Source organism: [Clostridium] hylemonae DSM 15053 (assembly GCF_008281175.1).
Classification (GTDB): domain Bacteria; phylum Bacillota; class Clostridia; order Lachnospirales; family Lachnospiraceae; genus Extibacter; species Extibacter hylemonae.
Window position 1 is genome coordinate 2,538,247 of sequence record NZ_CP036524.1, and the last position, 21,302, is coordinate 2,559,548.

The 21,302-nt window shown below is 51.7% G+C and carries 17 protein-coding genes; 3 read left to right on the forward strand and 14 right to left on the reverse strand.

Features of this window, described 5'->3' with window-relative positions; translation table 11 throughout:
• Window positions 1–3 precede the first annotated feature (3 nt).
• From hprK to LAJLEIBI_RS11785, 3 genes are all read right to left on the reverse strand, one after another.
• Window positions 4–930, reverse strand: coding sequence for an HPr(Ser) kinase/phosphatase (gene hprK, locus LAJLEIBI_RS11775; RefSeq protein ID WP_006442293.1), 927 nt, complete (start codon window positions 928–930; stop codon window positions 4–6).
• 79 nt (window positions 931–1,009) lie between these two features.
• Window positions 1,010–2,848 carry an excinuclease ABC subunit UvrC gene (gene uvrC / locus LAJLEIBI_RS11780; RefSeq protein WP_006442294.1) on the reverse strand — a complete coding sequence of 613 codons (1,839 nt, stop codon included), beginning with the start codon at window positions 2,846–2,848 and terminating at the stop codon, window positions 1,010–1,012.
• 122 nt (window positions 2,849–2,970) lie between these two features.
• Entirely contained in the window at window positions 2,971–4,647 is a 1,677-nt protein-coding gene (locus LAJLEIBI_RS11785) for a glycoside hydrolase family 13 protein (protein ID WP_006442295.1), read from the reverse strand.
• A gap of 186 nt (window positions 4,648–4,833) precedes the next feature.
• Here LAJLEIBI_RS11785 and LAJLEIBI_RS11790 point away from each other — a divergent pair, with 186 nt between their 5' ends.
• Window positions 4,834–5,853 carry a LacI family DNA-binding transcriptional regulator gene (locus LAJLEIBI_RS11790; RefSeq protein WP_006442296.1) on the forward strand — a complete coding sequence of 340 codons (1,020 nt, stop codon included), beginning with the start codon at window positions 4,834–4,836 and terminating at the stop codon, window positions 5,851–5,853.
• Between the two features lie 67 nt (window positions 5,854–5,920).
• Here the strand turns inward: LAJLEIBI_RS11790 and ftsH are convergent, their stop codons facing one another.
• A complete protein-coding gene (ftsH, locus tag LAJLEIBI_RS11795) occupies window positions 5,921–7,912 on the reverse strand; it encodes an ATP-dependent zinc metalloprotease FtsH (RefSeq protein WP_006442297.1) in 1,992 nt (663 codons plus the stop codon).
• 167 nt (window positions 7,913–8,079) lie between these two features.
• Between ftsH and LAJLEIBI_RS11800 the strand changes: the two genes are divergently transcribed.
• Together LAJLEIBI_RS11800 and LAJLEIBI_RS11805 are read left to right on the forward strand one after the other, a co-directional pair.
• Window positions 8,080–9,573: a DUF1846 domain-containing protein gene (locus LAJLEIBI_RS11800; protein ID WP_006442298.1), complete on the forward strand. Its 1,494-nt coding sequence runs from the start codon at window positions 8,080–8,082 to the stop codon at window positions 9,571–9,573.
• A gap of 101 nt (window positions 9,574–9,674) precedes the next feature.
• On the forward strand, window positions 9,675–11,285 hold the full coding sequence (locus LAJLEIBI_RS11805) for a CTP synthase (RefSeq protein ID WP_006442299.1): 1,611 nt from the start codon (window positions 9,675–9,677) through the stop codon (window positions 11,283–11,285).
• A 51-nt stretch (window positions 11,286–11,336) separates the two neighbouring features.
• Here LAJLEIBI_RS11805 and LAJLEIBI_RS11810 read toward each other — a convergent pair whose 3' ends face one another.
• From LAJLEIBI_RS11810 to LAJLEIBI_RS11855, 10 genes are all read right to left on the reverse strand, one after another.
• The gene (locus LAJLEIBI_RS11810; RefSeq protein WP_006442300.1) at window positions 11,337–12,017 is read right to left on the reverse strand and encodes a YoaK family protein; all 681 of its coding nucleotides are present in this window, start codon (window positions 12,015–12,017) and stop codon (window positions 11,337–11,339) included.
• Window positions 12,018–12,035: 18 nt separating this feature from the next.
• On the reverse strand, window positions 12,036–15,197 hold the full coding sequence (locus LAJLEIBI_RS11815) for an AAA family ATPase (protein ID WP_006442301.1): 3,162 nt from the start codon (window positions 15,195–15,197) through the stop codon (window positions 12,036–12,038).
• Window positions 15,194–16,363 (reverse strand): exonuclease SbcCD subunit D, encoded by a 1,170-nt coding sequence (locus LAJLEIBI_RS11820; protein ID WP_040434765.1) that lies wholly within the window; start codon window positions 16,361–16,363, stop codon window positions 15,194–15,196. Before LAJLEIBI_RS11820 ends, LAJLEIBI_RS11815 begins: the two co-directional genes overlap by 4 nt.
• Window positions 16,364–16,379: 16 nt before the next feature.
• The gene (gene proC, locus LAJLEIBI_RS11825) at window positions 16,380–17,165 is read right to left on the reverse strand and encodes a pyrroline-5-carboxylate reductase (protein ID WP_006442303.1); all 786 of its coding nucleotides are present in this window, start codon (window positions 17,163–17,165) and stop codon (window positions 16,380–16,382) included.
• A 38-nt stretch (window positions 17,166–17,203) separates the two neighbouring features.
• Complete coding sequence (locus LAJLEIBI_RS11830; RefSeq protein WP_006442304.1) at window positions 17,204–17,806, reverse strand: pentapeptide repeat-containing protein; 603 nt, start codon at window positions 17,804–17,806, stop codon at window positions 17,204–17,206.
• 93 nt (window positions 17,807–17,899) lie between these two features.
• Window positions 17,900–18,607, reverse strand: coding sequence for a DUF5131 family protein (locus tag LAJLEIBI_RS11835; protein ID WP_040434780.1), 708 nt, complete (start codon window positions 18,605–18,607; stop codon window positions 17,900–17,902).
• Between the two features lie 40 nt (window positions 18,608–18,647).
• Window positions 18,648–19,379 (reverse strand): hypothetical protein, encoded by a 732-nt coding sequence (locus tag LAJLEIBI_RS11840; RefSeq protein WP_006442306.1) that lies wholly within the window; start codon window positions 19,377–19,379, stop codon window positions 18,648–18,650.
• Complete coding sequence (locus tag LAJLEIBI_RS11845; protein ID WP_006442307.1) at window positions 19,360–20,163, reverse strand: ATP-binding cassette domain-containing protein; 804 nt, start codon at window positions 20,161–20,163, stop codon at window positions 19,360–19,362. Before LAJLEIBI_RS11845 ends, LAJLEIBI_RS11840 begins: the two co-directional genes overlap by 20 nt.
• Window positions 20,164–20,189: 26 nt before the next feature.
• Window positions 20,190–20,861, reverse strand: coding sequence for a hypothetical protein (locus tag LAJLEIBI_RS11850; RefSeq protein WP_006442308.1), 672 nt, complete (start codon window positions 20,859–20,861; stop codon window positions 20,190–20,192).
• A 38-nt stretch (window positions 20,862–20,899) separates the two neighbouring features.
• Complete coding sequence (locus tag LAJLEIBI_RS11855; protein WP_006442309.1) at window positions 20,900–21,139, reverse strand: hypothetical protein; 240 nt, start codon at window positions 21,137–21,139, stop codon at window positions 20,900–20,902.
• Window positions 21,140–21,302: the final 163 nt, after the last annotated feature.

Consider the following 21,302-nt stretch of genomic DNA (forward strand, 5'->3'; position numbering starts at 1 on the left):
CTCCTATTTCTTTGTAAGATTCTGCTGTACCCGCTTATAAAGCTCATGAGCCGCATTGTAACCCATCTTTTTCTGCCTGTGGTTGATAGCGGCCGTCTCTACGATAATGGCAAGATTACGGCCCGGCCGTATCGGGAGCTGATGGCATACGACTTTGTTGCCAAGAAATTCTGTATACTCCTCTTCCATGCCAAGACGGTCATATTCCTTCTCTTTATTCCAGTCTTCCAGCGTGATCACCAGATCGATATTCTGTGTCTCACGGACGCTCTGAACACCGAACAGCGTCTTTACATCTACGATCCCGATCCCCCGCAGTTCAATAAAATGCCTGGTGATATCCGGCGCCGTCCCGACCAGTGTCTCGTCGCTGACCTTATGGATCTCCACCACATCGTCGCTGACCAGGCGGTGTCCTCTCTTGATGAGCTCAAGCGCGGATTCGCTCTTTCCGATACCGCTCTCCCCCATGATAAGTACGCCGACGCCGTACACGTCCACAAGTACGCCGTGGATGGAAATGCAGGGAGCCAGCTCCACGTTCAGCCAGCGGATGATCTCCGCTGTAAATTCAGATGTCTTTTTTTCCGTCGAAAATATCGGTACCTGCGCCGCATTTGCCTTCTCCAGAAGCCGCTGCTCAGGCACAAGATCGCGGCTGAAGATGATGCACGGTATCTGATAAGACAGCAGTGTATCGTAGATATGTTCCTTTGTCTCCTCATCCAGAGTTTCCAGAAATGTATATTCCACATAGCCGATTATCTGTACGCGGTCAGAATCAAAGTGTTCAAAAAAACCGGTCAGCTGAAGCGCGGGCCGGTTGATATCCGGTACCTCCACCTCTCTTTCTGTCAGATCAACATCCGGCGTCAGATTCCGGAGATTCATCTTTTCGACAATCTTTTTCATCTTTACTTTCTTCCCCATGGCAGTCTCCTTTTCCTTTCAGTCTTCCTGCTCCCTGAAATGCACCTGCATCACAAGGTCCTGCATTTATTATATCATATCAGTGAAAAAAATTGTACACGTCACGGGCCGATTTTTCATTCATGGACGGCAGTCTCCCCAGTTCCTCCACCGTGGCATTCTTAATGGCATCCAAATTGGAAAAATGGCTCATCAAGTCTTTTCTCCTAGCCGGGCCAACACCTGGTATGTCATCCAGGACAGAATGCACCTGCCCCTGGCTTCTCAGCTTTCTGTGGAATGTGATGGCAAATCGGTGGGCCTCATCCTGGATCCTTGTTATGAGCTTAAATCCCTCAGAATCTTTTTCGATCGGAATTTCCTCATTTTGATAAAACAACCCTCTCGTCCGGTGATTGTCATCTTTTACCATGCCGCACACAGGGATATTGAGCCTCAGCCTGTCCAGTACCTGGACAGCTACATTGACCTGTCCCTTACCTCCATCCATGAGAATCAGATCCGGGAATGCGGTAAAGCTTCCCATGTCTTTTCCTTCCTCCATCTCTTTCATCCCGTGGACGAATCTCCGCGTGAGCACTTCCTCCATGCTGGCATAGTCGTCAGCGCCCTGCACGCCCTTGATCTTAAACTTCCGGTAGTCATTGCGCTTTGGCTTTCCTTTTTCATATACGATCATGGAACCGACAGAAGCGAATCCGTTCGTGTTGGAAATATCGTACGCCTCCATCCGGACGATCCCCTTCAGACCAAGTAATTTCTCCAGTTCCTTCACCGCGCCTATCGTACGTCCCTCTTCCCGTTTCAGCCGTTCTTTGTCCGTGCTGAGTACGAGGGCCGCATTCTTCTGCGCCAGCTCCACCAGCTTTTCCTTTGCCCCCTTCTTAGGTACGCGCAGATGGACCTTATGCCCTCTTCTACGCGTGAGCCACTCTTCCACAACTTCCAGATCCTCTATCTCTTCCTGCAGCATGAGCTGGGAAGGAATGTACGGTGTGCCGGCATAGAACTGCTTGATAAAGCTGGAGAGGATCTCTGCTTCGCTCTCTCCCTTTGTGATCCTTAGATAAAAATGATCCCGGCCGATGAGGCGCCCGCCCCGGATAAAGAATACCTGTACGACCGCGTCCTCTTCCTCTGTGGCCACCGCCAGAATATCCCTGTCATCCCCGGCAGTGTCGGTTATCTTCTGCTTCTGGGCGATCTTCTGGACACTGTTTAGAAGTTCCCGGTATTCAATGGCTTTCTCAAATTCCATCGCCTCGGAGGCGCACTGCATCTTCTCCTCCAGCTCCTTCAGGATGAGATCATAATTACCGTTCAGAAATCGTAGGACTTCATCGATGGACTTCCGGTAGTCCTCCTGTGATATATACCCCTGGCACGGCGCCTTGCACTGATGGATATGGTAATTCAGACAGGGGCGTTCTCTGCCAATATCCCGGGGCAGCTTCCGGCTGCAGCTGCGGATATTATAAAGCTTGCGTATAAGCTCGATCGTATCTTTCACTGCCCCCGCGCTCGTATAGGGACCGAAATATTTTGCCTTGTCTTTTACCATCTTTCTGGCAAGCATGATCCTCGGAAACGGCTCATCCACCGTAACCTTAATAAACGGATAACTCTTGTCATCCATAAGCATCGTATTGTATTTAGGACGGTGTTCTTTTATGAGGTTGCACTCCAGCACGAGCGCCTCAAGCTCAGAATCCGTCACAATATATTCAAATCTTGCTATATGGGTGACCATCTGGTCTATCTTGACGCCTTTGCTGCGGCTCATCTGAAAATACTGGCGTACCCTGTTTTTCAGGCTGATGGCCTTCCCCACATAGATAATATCATCCTTCTCGTCGTGCATGATATAGACCCCCGGCTTACCGGGCAGTTTCTTGAGTTCCTCCTGAATATCAAACATACATCTGCTGTCTCCTTGTCTGTCATCCTATAGCATTTACAAATGCGGCTTTCCCTGAATATTCCTGATTCAATAGATCTACATCATCATACCATATTACGGACGAAAAGTTAAATAGCCGGCTATATTTTTAAACCAAAAGCTTCATATGGTTTCAGCGTTATATTTTTATCTATGCTATCTCTGTTATAATTGCTGATAAGCACTTCTGCATCGGCCTCTTTAAATTCTGCCGGCAGTGCAAACGGTACCGCATCCTCTGTAAAACTGCATACCACGAGCAGTTTATGCCTTTCCGACGTTCTCGTATATACGTACAGTTCCTCGCTGTCCGGCAGGAGAAGTTCATAAGTCCCGGACACAATGATCTCCTCTTTCTTGCGCAGACGGATAAGCTTCTGATAATACCGGAACACAGAATCCTCCCTTGACAGTTGTTCTTCTGCGTTGATCTCTTTATAGTTTGGGTTCACCATGATCCACGGAGTACCGGCGCTGAACCCTGCGTTCACCCCGTCATCCCACTGCATGGGCGTCCGGGCATTGTCCCGCCCCTTGTATCTGATATACCTCATCATCGCAGACGCATCGACGATACCACTTTGTACAAATTCATGATATGCATTGATACTCTCTATGTCTCTGAAGTCTTCAAGAGTTTCAAACGGCGCGTTGGTCATGCCAAGTTCCTCCCCCTGATATATATACGGCGTTCCCTGCATCATATGCAGGCAGGTGGCGAGCATTTTGGCGGACAATTCCCGGTATGCAGGGCGGTCATCTCCGAACCTGGAGACGATTCTCGGCTGATCATGGTTACACCAGTAGAGACTGTTCCACGCCTTTTGGTAAAGTTCTGTCTGCCATTTCGACATCACAGCTTTCAGCTGCGGGAGTGAGACTTTCCGGTCGCTCCACTTATAACCTTCCCCCTCGTCAAGCCCCATATGCTCGAACTGAAATACCATATTGAGTTCTTTTCCGTCCAGCGACGCATATTTCTGCGCCTCCTCCACCGTAACGCCGGCACACTCTCCCACCGTCATCAGATCGTAATGGGACAATACCCTGCGGTTCATTTCCTGCAGGTATTCATGGACGTGAGGTCCGTTCTGCGCGTGAGGCGAAGGGTCTCCATAGAGCTGTGACTCTCCCTTCGGTCCGTCCGGAAGACCTTCAGCCTTTGATATCATACTGATGACGTCCATCCGGAAGCCGTCGATTCCTTTCCGGCACCACCAGTCCATCATCTCATACACCTTATCACGCACCTCAGGATTATCCCAGTTCAGATCAGGCTGCTTTGAAGAAAACAGATGCAGGTAGTACATATGTGTGGACTCGTCGTAGCTCCAGGCGGGACCGCTGAAGCAGGACCCCCAGTTGTTCGGCTCTTTCCCGTCCTTTCCCTCCCTCCAGATGTAATAATCCCGAAAGGGATTGTGTTTTGATCTTCTGCTTTCCACAAACCATCTGTGTTCGTCCGACGTGTGGTTTACAACGAGATCCATCACAATACGGATGCCTCTTTCATGCGCTTGCGACAGCATCCGCTCAAAGTCCTCCATTGTGCCGAATTCCTGCATGATCGCCTGATAGTCGCTTATGTCATAACCATTGTCATCATTCGGCGACTCATAAACGGGCGACAGCCAGATCACATCGATCCCCAGTTCCTTCAGATAATCCAGCTTTTCCGTGATCCCGTTGATATCCCCGATTCCGTCACCGTCAGAATCATTGAAGCTTCTTGGGTATATCTGATAAACAACACTTTGTTTCCACCATGTCTTTTCCATAATTTTTCACTCCTCTTAAAATTTTGATTGACGTTTTGCGCAAAACCTACCATACTTGAATTATAAGCAGTGGATCCGTGAACTTTCAACACGTTTTACGCAAAACGTAACTATGTACAAATATGGATTGTAACTTTTATCTATTCTTTACATTTTTACTTCCGGATCAACGAAAGGAGCGCTCATATGACAGTACGTATCAAAGATATCGCCAGGGAGGCCAACGTAAGCCCTACCACCGTGTCCAACGTCATACACGGCAATACAAAAAAGGTGTCTCCCGCAACGCTTGAGCGGATCGAGGCGATCCTGCACAAAAGACAGTACATTCCGAGTATGGGGGCCAGGATGCTGGCCGGAAACTCTTCGCACCTGATCGGAGTATTGATCGGCAGTAAGAGAAGACAGGAACGTGGCATCGACCGCGACCCGTTTACGAGTATTCTTCTTGAAACACTGGAGACAGAAATATTCCGCCAGGGCTATTACATGCTTTTTCATATTTCAGACAGGCCGGAGGAAAACTGGGCGCTTGCCGCCACCTGGAACATTGAAGGACTGATCACCATCGGGCTGAGTCCGGAAGAAAATGAAGGGATCAGGGAAAAATGCGGCATTCCCCTTGTGACCGTGGATGTCTATTATGATATCCCGGGAATGGCAAATATCGGTCTTAAGGATGAAGAAGGAGGGTATCTGATGGCGCAGTTTCTGTTTGATCAGGGACACACGGACTTCCTTTTTCTTGCAGACAACGACACTGGAGTAGATCATATGCGGTGGGAGGGAATCGTGACGTTTCTGAAAGAGCAGGGAAGCTCTGAAGGAGCCCTCCGGGAGCGTCACCTCCTCATACCTTCCGACATTGACGGAAGGCAGGCCTATTATCAGAAAAAGCTCCCTCTGTTTCTGGAGAAACAGGCGCTTTTTTTCGCTTCTGATTATTACGCCGCAGAAGCGGTACAGTATCTCAGACAGAATAACATACGCATACCGGAGCAGATCTCCATCGCAGGATTTGACGATAACGTATACGCTTCTATGTGTTCGCCGCCACTCACCACGATCCGGCAGAATGTTCCCCAAAAAGCAGCCGCCGCAGTACGCAAGCTGGCCGCTCTCATAAGGGGGGAGACAGGTATCCAGCTGGAGGAACGGTTTCCGGTGGAATTGATCATACGGGATTCTGTCGCTCTTAGAAGATGACCCAAAAGGAGCCGGGGCCCTTCCTGCAGAGGTCTTATCTTTGCCGGAAGGGGCCCGGCCCCTTTGATCATTCTTCTGTTTCTTCTTTTACAGCTTCGTTTGATTCCATATTTGAATCAATTGCCGCTTCACTCTTTTGCTCGATCTGCGGCTCTGCTTCTTTGACGGTGACCCTTTCTCCCTGTTTCTTCTCAGTCTCAGGATCGATACCCTCTGCCTCATGGAAGATCTCCATAAATTCTTTGCCTGTGATCGTCTCCTTCTCGATGAGGAAGGCTGCTATCTTATCCAGTGACTGCCTGTGTTCACTCAGCAGTCTTCTGGCCTCACTGTAAGCATTTTTCAGCATTTCCATGACTTCCCTGTCGATCTCAGCAGATGTCGCTTCACCGCAGTTTCTAACGGCCCTGCCGTCCAGATAACGGTTCTGAATGGATTCCAGTCCGATCAGTCCGAACTTCTCACTCATGCCGTACTGTGTTATCATGGCTCTTGCTATGTTTGTCGCCTTCTCAATATCATTGGCGGCCCCTGTCGTCACAGTGTCAAATACGATCTCTTCCGCCGCACGGCCTGCCAGCATGCCGACGAGCATCGCCTCAAGCTCTTTCTTCGTATTGAGGAACTTCTCTTCCTCCGGTGTCTGCATTACATATCCGAGCGCGCCCATGGTTCTCGGCACGATCGTGATCTTCTGTACAGGCTCTGCATCTTTCTGCAGTGCACTGACAAGCGCGTGGCCGACTTCATGGTAGGACACGATCTTCCGTTCCTCCGTACTCATGATACGGTCTTTCTTCTCTTTTCCTACCAGTACGACTTCCACCGCTTCAAACAAGTCACCTTGCGTAACCGCACTTCTTCCGTTCTTGACCGCGTTGATCGCAGCCTCATTGATCATGTTGGCCAGATCAGAGCCGACAGCCCCGGATGTAGCCAGAGCGATCGCCTCCAGATCGACGGTCTCATCCATTCTCACGTCTTTGGAATGCACTTTTAATACGTCCACACGGCCTTTCAGGTCCGGCTTCTCAACAATGATACGGCGGTCGAACCGTCCCGGGCGCAGCAGCGCCGGGTCAAGTATCTCAGGCCTGTTGGTAGCTGCCAGAAGCACGAGCCCATTGTTCATATCAAATCCGTCCATCTCCGACAGGAGCTGGTTCAGCGTCTGCTCCCGCTCGTCATTGCTGCCGAGCTGATTGTCACGGCTCTTGCCGATCGCGTCGATCTCATCGATAAAGATGATACACGGTGCCATCTGCTGCGCCTGCTTGAACAGATCGCGCACTCTCGATGCGCCGACACCGACATACATTTCTACAAAAGAGGAACCGGTCAGTGAGAAAAACGGCACCTTTGCCTCTCCGGCGACAGCTTTTGCAAGCAGCGTCTTTCCTGTACCCGGGGGACCGACAAGCAGCGCGCCCTTTGGCAGCTTTGCGCCTATCTGTGTATATTTACCCGGATTGTGCAGAAAATCAACAACTTCCTGCAGTGATTCCTTAGCCTCGTCCTGTCCGGCTACGTCTTTGAAGGTGATCCCCGTCTCCTTCTCCACATACATCTTGGCATTGCTTTTTCCAATGCCCATCATTCCGCCGCCCTTTGACATCCGCTTTGTCATCCAGACAAACATGCCTACGATGAGCGCTATCGGAAGCAGCGTCAGAAGTACGTTCAGTATGACGGCAGATGTCGTGTCCGGTATCTCCTGGCCAAACTTCACTCCAGCCTTGTCAAGCCGCTCTGCCAGTGTGTCATCCCGCACAACACCGGTGTAATACTGCTTGGATGTCCGGGCGTCTTTCTCTTTCTTCATTGTTATGGTGATTCTGTCACTGCTGATGATGACTTCTTCCACCTCTTTATCGTCCACGTATTTCAGGAACTGGTCATAACTGATTTCCTGGGAACCTGCGGAACCCTGGAACTGATACAGAGCCAGCACCAATATGGCGGTGATTAATGTTACTAAAATAATGAAGGAAAAACCCTGTCTGTTATTCTTGTTATTGGGCCCTTGATTATTTTTGTTCTGATTATTCTGGTTGTCCATTTTTATCCTCCTGTATCACCCTTTTATTATACGGACAGCCTACTTAGAAATCAATAAAAACATTATGAAAAGATTGTAAACTTCCTATATCTTGTAGTATACTTGGAATGAGATTGCTTATACTGAAGTTTATAGCTAATTTATAGGAATTAAGAGGGAATTTACGAATGAAAAAAGGATTTGACAATGAAAAATACTTGAAAATGCAGTCAGCCCATATCCGGGAACGCATCGACCAGTTTGACAACAAACTGTATCTGGAATTCGGGGGGAAACTTTTCGATGATTTTCACGCTTCCCGCGTTCTTCCGGGATTTCAGCCTGACAGTAAGCTGCGCATGCTGAAGCAGCTTTCGGACCAGGCGGAGATCATCATCGTAATCAGCGCTGAGGACATTGAGAAGAATAAAGTCCGCGGCGACCTTGGCATCACTTATGATTCCGACGTGCTCCGGCTTATGCACGCTTACCGTGAAAACGGTCTCTATGTGGGCAGTGTTGTCATCACAAAGTACAGCGGCCAGAGCAGCGCCGATTTATTTAAAAACAGGCTTGAGAAGCTTGGCATCAGGGTCTACCGGCACTATGTGATCCCCGGCTACCCTTCCAATGTACCGTTCATTGTCAGCGATGAAGGTTACGGAAAGAATGATTATATAGAGACAACGAGACCGCTCGTCGTTGTCACAGCCCCCGGTCCGGGCAGCGGAAAGATGGCAGTGTGCCTGTCCCAGCTCTATCTGGAGCACAAGAGGGGCATCTGTGCCGGATACGCCAAATTCGAGACGTTTCCCATCTGGAATATACCGCTGAAGCACCCGGTCAATCTGGCATATGAGGCCGCCACGGCTGATCTCAACGACGTCAATATGATAGATCCCTTTCATCTGGAAGCCTATGGCAGGACAACGGTCAACTACAACCGCGATGTAGAGATATTCCCGGTGCTGAATGCCATGTTTGAACGCATTTACGGAAAAAGCCCTTATAAGTCGCCGACCGACATGGGGGTCAATATGGCCGGCAAATGTATCTGCGATGACGAAGCGTGCAGAGAAGCTTCCTGCCAGGAGATCATCCGCCGTTATTACGACTCTCTGCGGCGGCTTCTCGTGGGCGCATGCCCGGATGAAGAGGCATACAAGATCGAGATGCTTATGAATCAGGCGGGCATCACGGTCCACGACCGGCCTGTCGTGGACGCCGCGCTGTCACGCGCCGAGGAGACAGGAGGGCCGGCGGCGGCGCTTCAGCTGCACGACGGCCGCATGATCACAGGCAAGACGTCAAATCTCCTAGGCGCCTCTGCCGCGCTTCTGCTCAATGCTCTGAAAGAACTGGCGGGCATTGACCACGAGCTGCACGTGATCTCTCCGGATGCCATTGAGCCGATCCAAAAGCTGAAGACACAGTATCTCGGCAGCCGGAATCCCCGCCTTCACACAGACGAGGTGCTCATCGCCCTCTCCGTCAGTGCGGCAGACGATGCGATGGCCCAGCTGGCGCTTGATCAGATACCGAAGTTAAAAGGCTGTCAGGCGCACACGTCCGTTATGGTAGGCTCCGTGGATATGAAGCAGTTTAAGAAATTATCCATCCAGGCCACATTCGAGGCAAAATTTGAAAAAAGTTCTGTATTTTTTAATGGAAAAGGTATATAATATACGGGTATTTTTTTTACCAACATTACATAGCCTAAGCTAAAGATATCAATTGCGATAAGATTAGCTTAGGCTAAAACATTTTATACAAGGAGGAATATATGGCAGTAAAATACGTATTCGTAACAGGCGGAGTAGTATCCGGGCTTGGCAAGGGAATCACGGCGGCCTCTCTTGGACGGCTGCTCAAAGCCCGCGGCTATACAGTGACCATGCAGAAATTTGACCCTTATATCAACATTGACCCGGGCACGATGAACCCGGTGCAGCACGGCGAAGTGTTTGTGACAGACGACGGCGCGGAGACCGACCTTGATCTGGGACATTATGAAAGATTTATCGATGAAAGTCTGAGTAAGAATTCCAATGTCACGACCGGCAAAATATACTGGTCTGTACTGCAGAAGGAGCGCCGCGGTGATTTTGGAGGCGGGACCGTGCAGGTGATCCCTCATATCACCAATGAGATCAAAGGACGTTTCTACCGCAGCCCGGCCGCAGAGAATACGGAAATCGCCATAATAGAAGTGGGCGGGACTGTCGGTGATATTGAAAGCCAGCCTTTTCTTGAGGCTATCCGCCAGTTCCAGCACGAAAAAGGGCGGGAAAATGTGATACTGATCCACGTTACTCTCATTCCGTACCTGCGCGCCTCACAGGAGATGAAGACAAAACCGACGCAGGCGAGCGTCAAAGACCTGCAGGGTATGGGCATCCAGCCCGATATCATCGTCTGCCGCTCCGAGTACGCGCTGGACGCCGGTATAAAGGACAAGATCGCGCTCTTCTGCAATGTGCCGGCCAACCATGTGCTCCAGAACCTGGACGTCGATTATCTCTACGAGGCCCCGCTCGCCATGGAAAAAGAAAAGCTCGCCGATGTAGTGTGTGAATGCCTGAACCTTCCGTGCCCCAAGCCGGACTTAAAAGACTGGGAAGAGATGGTGGACTACCTGTGCCACCCGAACACCGAAGTAACTGTGGCGCTCGTCGGAAAGTATATCCAGCTCCACGACGCCTACATCAGCGTCGTCGAGGCGCTCAAACACGGCGGCATCTTCAGCCGCGCCACGGTAAATATCAAATGGATCGACTCCGAATCTGTCAGCGCGGACAATGCGGACGAGCTCTTTCAGGACGTCAGCGGTATCCTCGTCCCGGGAGGCTTCGGCCACCGGGGCATAGACGGCAAGCTCGAAGCCATCCGATACGCCCGCACACACAAGGTGCCTTTTCTCGGACTCTGCCTCGGTATGCAGCTCTCCATCGTAGAATTCTCCCGTGATGTGCTCGGATATAACGATGCCCACAGCGCGGAGCTCCGGCCGGATACGACACATCCGGTCATCCACATCATGCCCGACCAGATCGGTGTGGAAGATATCGGCGGAACGCTGCGGCTCGGCTCCTACCCATGCGTGCTGGACAAGCATTCCAAGGCATACGAATTATATGGAAAAGAAAAGATCAACGAACGCCACCGCCACCGCTACGAGGTGAACAACGATTACAGGGAAGAACTCACCGCCCACGGCATGAAGCTGTCCGGCCTCTCCCCGGACGGCACCATCGTAGAAATGATAGAAATACCGGAGCACCCCTGGTTCATCGCGACCCAGGCACACCCGGAGCTAAAATCAAGGCCGAACAGGCCGCACCCGCTCTTCAAAGGCTTCATCGAGGCAGCGCTGAATTATCAGACAAATCATTAAATTGAAAGGGGTCAGACCCCTGCCATGTGCAGGGGTCTGACCCCTTTCAATTCAACGAATTGTCAGACACATTGTGACGAATACGATGCCGAGCAGGATGCTGCAGCACCATATGCTCTGTATGCCCCACAGAAATGCCAGGACTGTCCCCGCTACGGCGCCCAGTATGAACAGCAGGATGATCCCAAAGTAATGGGCCGCCTGTATTCCGGCCTTCGTTTCTTTGTTTATGACGTACTGGAACAACTTCTCTGTCCCCGACCTCAGGTTTCCGGTACACATGGTCGAGGCGTAAGGCAGGTTTTTCATCTTTCGGAAGCTGTTCACCTGCAGGGAGCAGACGAACGAGATGGTGACGTTCACGACACTGTCCGGCACAGAGGCCGGTACAAACCCAACAACTGACAATAATATAATTTCTATTGCTATGATCCAGTGCTCATATATATTAAATTCTTTCTCTGTAAAATACTTTTTAAACACCTCTGTTATAAATACACCGAGGGCGAATGCCAATATGGGGATGATGCAGTATCCGGCCTGGCGGTATCTTCCCTGTGCGGCATATACGCCGAGCAGGACCATATTGCCGGTCTGCGCGTTGGCAAACACGCCTCCTCTCAGTATATAGGTATATGCGTCCAGGAATCCTCCTACAACGGCAAGCAGAGCTGCTATCCTGAATGTCTCGTGTATGGGCACCGCCGCCGTGCCCGGCTGTTTTCCTTCCATAGTCTACTCTCCCGTCTCTCAGTCAAAAGACCAGCGTACGCTGCTGCCCTTTTCCGTCTTTGTCACTATGAGCTTGTTGTCGATCTGCTCTTTCAGCTCATTTACATGCGAAATGATCCCGACGAGCCTGCTGTCTCCGGCCAGCTCATTCAGCACCTTTATCGCCTGTTCTCTTGACCCGTCATCCAGTGAACCAAATCCCTCGTCCACGAACATCGTATCGAGATGGACCGCGCCTGCTGTATTCTGTACAATATCCGCCAGTCCAAGCGCCATGGACAGCGACGCCATGAAGGATTCTCCGCCCGACAGCGTCTTCACATCGCGCACCGTACCGCTGAGCAGGTGCAGGACATCCAGATCAAGTCCGGCCTGTCCCTGGCTTCCAAGACTTTTTACATCTCTGCACTGCAAAATGAATTCGTTGTTTGTCATCTGTATGAGCCTCTTGTTGGCGGCCTGGATGATCTGTTTGAAATACTGCCGCTGCACATATGTCTCAAAATCAAGTTTGACCGCTCCACTTAAATTGCCGTTGGCCGTACGGCTCAGATTTCCTACGAGCTCGTACTGCCGCTGCAGGCCCCCCTTTTTCTCAAATTCTTTCCGCAGTTCCTCTCTGATCTCTCTGTTCTTACTGTTCATCCCTCCAAGCCGGATCTGTCCGCCTCTTATATCCCTGATCTTCCGGCTGAGTTCTTCCGCCTCCAGCTTAAGCGCCTCCACATCCGCGCGCTCTTTCCCCTCGATCTGTGAGCCGAGCAGCTTAAGCGCCGCTTCATTGTCTCTGACCTGCGACAGGTACTGCTCCAGGGCAGATTCCATCTCCTTTGCCGACTCCAGAAGCGGCTTTTTCGCTTCGTACTCTTTGGCGGACGCAAATGCTTCCTGAGCGAGCGCCTCTCTGAAGCCTTCCTCCGCTTTCCGGCGCTGCACATCCAGCTGTCTGCCGCGCTTTTCCTCGCCGCTTCGCTCCCCTTCCGTCCTTCTCTGATCCTGCAGCGCACGCTCGTATCTCTCCCGGGCTTTGGCGCAGCGCTCTCTCAGTTCTTCAAGCAGCCCGTATACTTCATTGCGGCGCTTTTCGGCCTCGTCCTTAGAACGGTACTCCAGCTTGTTCTTCTTTTCCTCTGCAAGCGCATTCTGGCGGCTGTACTCACGCTCAAGTTCCTGCAGCTTCTGCCGGGATTCCTTTAACGCGTTATTTTTAAGCGAAAGTTCCCGCTCCTGCTTCTCGTATTCTTCCTGTACCGCGGCATACCGTTTGACATTCTTCTGCGCGCGGCAGAGCGCCTGCTTCGTATCTTCCGCCTCACGGCGGCACGCGCCAGCCTCCCTCCTTATCTCTGCCTCAGCTTCTGCCGGATCTGCCCCCGCTCCCGGACCAAGTATCTTTCTGCACTCTCTTTCAAATACTTCTCTTTCCGTCCGAAGTCTTCCTGCCGCCTCCCCAAGCGCCTGGGCCGCACTTTCACGTACGAGCTCTGCCTGATTCCTGCGCTCTTTTGCCGCTTCCACCTCTTCCTGTGACGGTGCATCATCCGACAGATGCGCCGGCGCCGGATGCCCGCATGAACCGCACACAGGACAGGGCTTTCCTTCCTCCAGCACTCCGGCCAGGACGCCGGCCTGCTCATCCAGAAATGCCCGGTACTTCTGCTCATAGACCGCCGACGCTTCCACATAGGCGGCCGAGCATTCCGCCTCATTTTGCTGTTTCTCCCTGCATGCCGTCTCAAATGCCCGGATATGCTGCGCCGACTGCTCCAGCGCTTCCAGTGCAGACGCTCTGTCCGTCAGAATACCGGCTTTTGCAGACAGCCGGTCCCTCTCTGCCTGACTGCCGGCCAGTTCTTCCTGCTCCTTCCTAAGTCCCCTGACGTACACTTCCAGGCGGTCCGCCTCCGCAGCTGCTTTCTCACACTCGTCTCTCATTTTGCAGAGCAGCGCAGACAGCCGGTCTCTCTCTTCTTCCTGCTCCTTCAATGCATCATACTGGCGCAGAGCGTCTCCGAGACGAACGAGCGTCTCCGTATACTCAGGCTCCTTCCGACTGAGTTCTTCCCGCGCAGCCTCCTCCTGAGCGTAAGCCTCACGGGCGGCTGCCGCGGATTCCTTTTCTTTCCTTTCCAGTCTGAGGAGGCTCTGTCCTGACTCCTCTGCCGCCGCCCTTATCGTTTCAAACTCTGCCTCTTTTGCGCGTACCCGCTCCACTCTGCGGGCACACGCAATGCCGGCCTCTTTCTCCCGGAAGGCCTCCTTCCTTTCCCGCAGCCGCATCCCCGTTTCACACGCCTCTTCATATGCCTGAAACAGACGGTTCACCGTCTCCCCTTCTTTCATGGCGCCGTGGAGTTCATCCAGCCGCCCCTGCAGCCGGTCCGCCTCCGCCCTTCGGCGCTTTTCCTTCTCCCCGCCTTCTTTTATGATAAGGCCGAGCAGCCGCAGCGTCTCTTCCCGGTCCGGGATCGGAAGTCCCTTAAGCGCGCTCCACTCTGTCTCATATGCACTGTCCGCCTCACATTCCGCCCGCCCGATCTCCCGGCGCACGCTTTTGACATTGTCTTCCAGTTCAATGTACAGACTTGTCGACTGCCGTTTCAACTCCTCCTGTACGCGGTAATAAAACCTCGTGTGAAATATCCTGGAGAATATTTTCTTCCGCTCCCGCGACTGTGCATGCAGCAGTTTTAGAAAATCTCCCTGTGCTATCATGGCGATCTGAGTAAACTGATCTGCATCCAGTCCGATGATATCCGCGATCTTCTGGTCGATCTCCCGCTTCTTCCCCTGAAATACCTTTCCGTCCGGAAGTGTCAGTTCCACCTTGGGCGCCTCTTTGACAAAACGGGGCGAACCATCTGCGCGGCGCCGTTTGCCAAGCCGTATATACTCCGGATTCCTCCTGACAGTATACACGTCCCGGCGGTAAGAAAATGTATACTCCACATAGGTCTCCACATCCTCGGACGCATACTGACTCCTCATCATACTGCCATCCCGCCTTCCTCCGCTCGTCTGGTCATAGAGCGCATAGGTGACGGCGTCAAAGATCGTGGTCTTCCCCGCCCCGGTATCACCCGTGATCAGGAAGATCCCGGACTGTACCCGGGTGAAATCAAGCTCCGTCCTGCCCGCATAGGAACCAAAGGCCGACATCACTAATTTTATTGGTCTCATCTGCGGCTCTCCTCTTCTCCTGCCCTGTCAATTACCTGTTCCAATATCTCTTTTTCCTCGTCTCCAGGCTCCCTTCCCTGTATCTCTGCGTAAAAATCGCAGAACACTGCCATGGGATCTTTTAATACGAGTTCCTCGTCAAACTCCGAGAGCTTCTGCCTTACCCTGTCATTGTCAAGCCTCACTTCGAGTATATGTGAATACACCTTTTCCAGCTGCTCTTTCGGCTTATACGGTTCCGACTCATCTGTCAGCGTTATGCTCACATAATCCTCTCTCTCTTCTTCCCGGGACACACGGAGAATATCCTTAAGCTTCCCCCTCTTCCTTATGACGTCCCGCAACGGGTGGAGAGGAAGTCTGACAACCTCTGGTTCTTCCCCCTTTTCCCGCAAAATAACCATAGCAAGCGACTTATTATGCCCGCTTTCACTGACAGAATACTTCATCGGACTGCCGCAATATTGTATGTGCCCGCAGCCGACACTCTGGGCCCCGTGCAGATGCCCGAGCGCCACATAATCAAACGGCTTCACAGCACTCGTGTCCACATTGTCGATGCCGCCCACCGCGATCGTCTCAGAATCACACGTACCGGGCGCGGTCCCCTCCCCGGTATAAAACTGATGAGATATAAGCACATTCCGGCGTCCCGCGAAATCTATACCCTCCCGCTCAATGAGCATCCGCACAGCGTCACTGTAGCTCTCCGGCGCATCATTTTCCCACAGATGCTTCACATACGCAGGCTTTAAAAATGGAAGCAGATAAAAATCCACTTCCCCGAATTCATCCCTGAGCGTCACTTTGGAGATTCGTTCCACACCCGTATCCGGCGCGCTCCCGGCCACATAGACCTGATGTGCCTTCAAAAATCCGGAGGCATAGCTGAGCCGTTCCGGCGAATCGTGATTTCCGCTTATAACGAGCACCGGAACCGGAGGCTCAATACCGGACAGCGCTGTCAGAAATTCATCGAATACAGTGACCGCCTCAGCCGACGGTACAGACTTATCATAAATATCTCCCGCGATGACAATGGCGTCAGGATGTATATCCCCGGCGTACGCGGCTATTTCCCCGAGCACCTTTCTCTGGTCCTCGATCAGGTTGTAATGATGCAGCTGTCTGCCGATGTGCAGATCAGACAAATGAAAAAATCGCAAAGTAACCCACCTCTTTTCAGACGTTTCCGCCTTCTATCTCATCCACAGCGCTGATGACGGCGTCCCGAAGGCCCGCCCGCTCCAGCGCAGCCACGCCTCTGATCGTCGTCCCGCCCGGTGAACACACCGCATCCTTCATCTCGCCCGGATGCTGTCTCTTCTCCATATAAAGCTTCCCAGTTCCGCAGAGCATCTGGGCGGCAAGTTCATATGCCGTACGCCTCGGCAGTCCGTATTTCACTCCCGCGTCCCCAAGCGCTTCCAGAAACATGCTGGCAAACGCCGGACCGCAGCCCGCCACCGTGCCTGCAGCTCCCACAAGATGTGTCTCTACCGGTGTCACAACCCCTATAGAGGAAAACAGACGGTAAAATATGTCATATTCCTGTCCGTCAAGCGAGTGTCTGTCCTCACACACAGTCACCCCTTCCCCGACAGATACCGGAGTATTCGGTATCGTGCAGATATAGTGCACTTCTGTTCCCAATATATCCCTGTATGTGTCAAATGTATATCCCGCAGCGATGGAAACAACGATCTTCCCTTTCAGCGCCTTTGCAAGAGGCTTCATGACTTCTTCCACCATATGCGCCTTCAGCGCTATGATGACGATATCAGAATTGTCGATCACCTCTTCATTCGTCCGGCACGGATTGCATCCGAACCTTCTGCAGTTCTTTTCAAGTCTCTCATAACTTCCTCCGCTCGCATATACCTGTCTTCCCTCAAGCGCTCCGCCTTTGATAAAACCTTCTAAAATAGCCTGCGCCATACTTCCCAGTCCTATAAAACCTGTCTTCATACTCTCTCTCCTCTCAAATCTTTATATAACAAGCTGTTTCAGACGATTTTTACCCCGAGCAGCCTTGCAATCTCCGCCGCCTGAAACATGTTTATTTTCATTCCTTCCAGCTCCCGGTGCTCTTCCGATACAGTAATGCCTTCGATGATACTGTCCGAAAAGTCGATACCTTTAAGCGGCGTGCGAAAGAAATCGGCCTTTGTAAAATCAGATTTTACAAACCGGACTGTACGGAACCGGACTTCTGAAAAAAAAGACTCCGCAAAATTACATTCCTCTGCACTGCAGTTTTCCCACACAGAACGTGTGAAATTCGTCAGATCCAGCCTGCAGTCCTCCAGACTCACATGCTTGAGCACCGCCATGTCAAACTTTGCCCCGTTTCCCTTGCATTCCCTTACAGCGGAAGCTTTCCAGTAGCTCCTGCTGAACCGGCAGTTGGAAAAATCACATTTTTCAAACAGTACACTGTAGAATCCTGCTCCACTGAAATCACAGTCAAAAAATCTGCACCTTAAAAATCTCGTGTTTACGAATTCTGTTTTCTGCATGTCTTCTTCCGTCAGCTGTTCGTCCGTATATTCCCTTTCCCGCAGCGGATACTCCTCCGCCCGGGCAAACTCGATATCCTCTGCGAGCATGTACCGTTTCCTCCGTCAAAATATTCTACTGTCTTCCTGTATCTTCTGTTAACTTTCTCATGATACACAGCCTGCTTCGCGCCTGTCAAAGCGTCAGCAGTCGATGCCCGCCTTCCTCGCCTGGCTTCCAAGCTCCCGGACGTTCAGTGTGTATTCTCTGCCGTCCTTTATAAAATGCGTGCCGCACTGCCGGAATTCAAAATGGACGCCTCTGTTCACACACTGCTCCCGCAGGGCGAGCACCCAGTCATAATGAAGCGGCCTCGCGTTCCGATCCGACTCGCCTCCGACGACGACCAGTTCCACACCATCCAGGTACTTTTCGATATCAATTCTTTCGATCAGCGGCTGACAGATAATATTCCTGTGCCGGATCGGCAAGGTCCCGAAAAAGGACAGCCGTTCGTCCGCCCTGGCCTGATTCTCCACTGTACAGCCGATCGTTACATTCTCATAGCCGTCTCCCCAGTCGCCGGGAATACAATCCCAGAAGCGCTCGATCCGTTTCGTCAGAAAGAGAAACTGAAGGTCCGGGCGCTCCCGCATCATCTTCCAGCATTCCTTCCTCCACTCGTCCGCTTCCTCGATAAAAAAGTCGGTGGAAAAACAGACGTACACCGTCTGCCCCGGCTTCATTTTATACTCTCCCTTTTTCGTCTTTCTGACCGGGGCGTCAAAACCACTCAGTTTCACGATATCTCCAGTGTCCATTCCCCTCTTTGCATCTCCCTTGTGGATGTAACAGAACTTACACCCTTCACTGTATTTGTGGCAGCCACGCCATGGATTCCACATCGCCACGGCTCATCACCTCCTTCATCAGGTTATCCCATTCTCCCGCCTAAAATTTTCTTTTGTGGCATATAAAGCTTTTGACAGCGAAAAGCACCGCTGCGTACCCGGCAAGCGCCGCAGACAAAAGTACCGTCTGAACGAAACGGAATTCATCCGCGTCGCCGTACACGGACGCTATCTTGTCCACCGGCGGGAGAAGCCACAGCACAAACCGGAAGAGTGGTATCTCCTGGACGAGACCTGTCCTGACCGCGGTAAGGACCGAAAACAGGACGGTCAGCACGACCGCGAGCTTACGGTCGCTCATGACTCTCGGATGCAGAAGGCCGCCGAGCGCACCGCCCGCAAAAGAACAGCCGGCCACGAGCAGGAAAGCGTTCAGCACGTCATACGCCGTGAGAGGCCTCATGAAAAGCGCCTTGTGGTTCAGCACGTTCTGAATGACAGGAAACAATACGCACACAGCGCTCACGAGAAGTCCGAGTACCACCGGAACCGCAGCCCTGCTCACATAATAGCAAAAGCTGCTCCTGACACGCAGCAGCTGAACCTGCTCCATCACCGGGTTCTCGTCCGCCGCCGTACTTAAGCCGGTCCATACAAGGACAAAAAACACAAAATAACACGTCATGACAAAGCTGTCCACAACGCCGACCGGCATGATCGTATACATCGTATACTCATAAATGATAATGACCACGAGCGGCATGATAAACCTGCTCCCTTTAAAATAAACCTGCAGCCCGTAACCTGTCAGCTCAATCATCTTCTTCATCATACATTCCTCTCAGTTTCCAGCCGCCAGAGAGCAGCCCGGGCAATATGCGGTCACATTCTTTCTCCTCCGCCTTCAGCCTGTAGTAACGTCCATATTTTGTCATGCCGCCTGGAACCGCAAAGTCTCCCCCATGTTCCAGCAAAACAGTACGCATCTTTACCTCTTCTGCCTTATATGCCTTAAGCCGCCCGTCCCGTATCGTATATACCTCTTCCGCCACCGCCTTTACGATATGTGTCTCGTGGCAGGACAGGAACACCGTCACATCCTTGCCGCGCAGCTCATTGACTTTATCTGTCAGCACCTTCTGAGACTCTCTGTCCTGTCCCGATACCGGTTCGTCCAGCAGCAGTACGTCCGGCCTTGTAAGGAGCGCCTGGATCACACCCACTTTCTGCAGTGTCCCCTTGGAGAGTGATCTCATGGGCACATCCAGAAGCCCGCCGAGAAAAAAGTCATCACCGAGAGACTCGATGCGCTTTCCCGCCTCGTCTCTTCTCATGCCGTCCAGCGCCCCCATCCGCAGCAGGTACTGCCTTGCAGTGACCGCAGCCGGCGGAAATTTCTCAGGAATATAGTGAAACAGCAGCGGCCGCTCGTGTACGACTCTTCCTCCCGACGGGACCGTAAGACCCGCGATGATTCTAAGCAGCGTACTCTTGCCGCAGCCGTTATGTCCTACAAAAGCAGCGGACTCCCCCTGGCAGAATCCCTTCTCTATACCGTCCAGGACAAGCTTAGCTCCATATTTTTTTGATACATTTTCTAATCTTATTATTTCCATTCCACTCCCTGCCCTGAATCAGCGGATCAAAGAAGATACCCCACCGCTATCAGGAGATAGCTGTATGCAGGCCTCCTCTTAACTTTCAAATACATAAAACCACTCAATACAGAAAAAATCATACACGAGATCCCATTCCACAGTTCCAGTCCCACGCCGCGGGATATAAAATGAAAGCTGCCCCACGTCAGAGCCAGCACGATACCGCCAAACGGTATGCCGCTCTCTCTTTTCAGCAGAACCTCGGCTGCCTTCTGTCCATATAGGATGATAAGCAGGACAAGCCCTGCCTCAAACATGTAGTAGATATACTGTGTGACGATCCGGGACATATCCTGTCCCCTGGATTCCCCGATAATCTTCAGCGTATGCCAGTCAATGAAGGTCAGCGCCTTACAACCCGCCAGAGCGAGCAGCGCAGCCGCCCAGTCCCCGGGCGGTATCCTGCCTGTATCTTCTGCCTTCCCCGGAAACTGATACCGCCTCCGGCTGTAATACAGCAGAGACAAAATGAAGACAGCCCACAGGCACGCCGTTATCACACTGTGGACACTTCTCTGGCCCGGTGTATAATTTCCGGCGTCTACATGGAGAAATACTCTTTCTATCACAAATATGGAGAACAACTCCAGCATGAACGCCGCAAACGAAAGCAGGCTCATCCAGAGATAGCCCGTCCATTTTCCTTCTCTGTCCATTATTATATCCTCATACCTCTTCCCTCAGACTGTTTCTGTCAAAAACCGTCCAAACCTTTCTGACTTCCGGCGGTTTCACCGCCGTCTTCCTTCAGGATCTCGACCCCTTCCACCTCAAAGCAGGTGATCCAGGGATATTCTATATAATTCACTGCTATATGATCTGGTATAATGATACCTTCTCTCGGATAATAGACATTTCCAAGCTCGCTTTCATCTGTCTCGTATCCTTTCGCCAGCATGGCATCGCTGCCCTCGTCGGTAAAGCTTACCGACATCTCCTTGTACGGAGGAGCACATCAGCTCGTTATATCCTCAATGTTCAAAACGATATGTTTCCACTCATATTTCAGCATGTAGGCTTTCGCCTGTTCATTCAGTTCTACCAAAACCATACCCTCCCTTTCTTAAATCAGTATTCCGGTCCGGTAACTATGATAA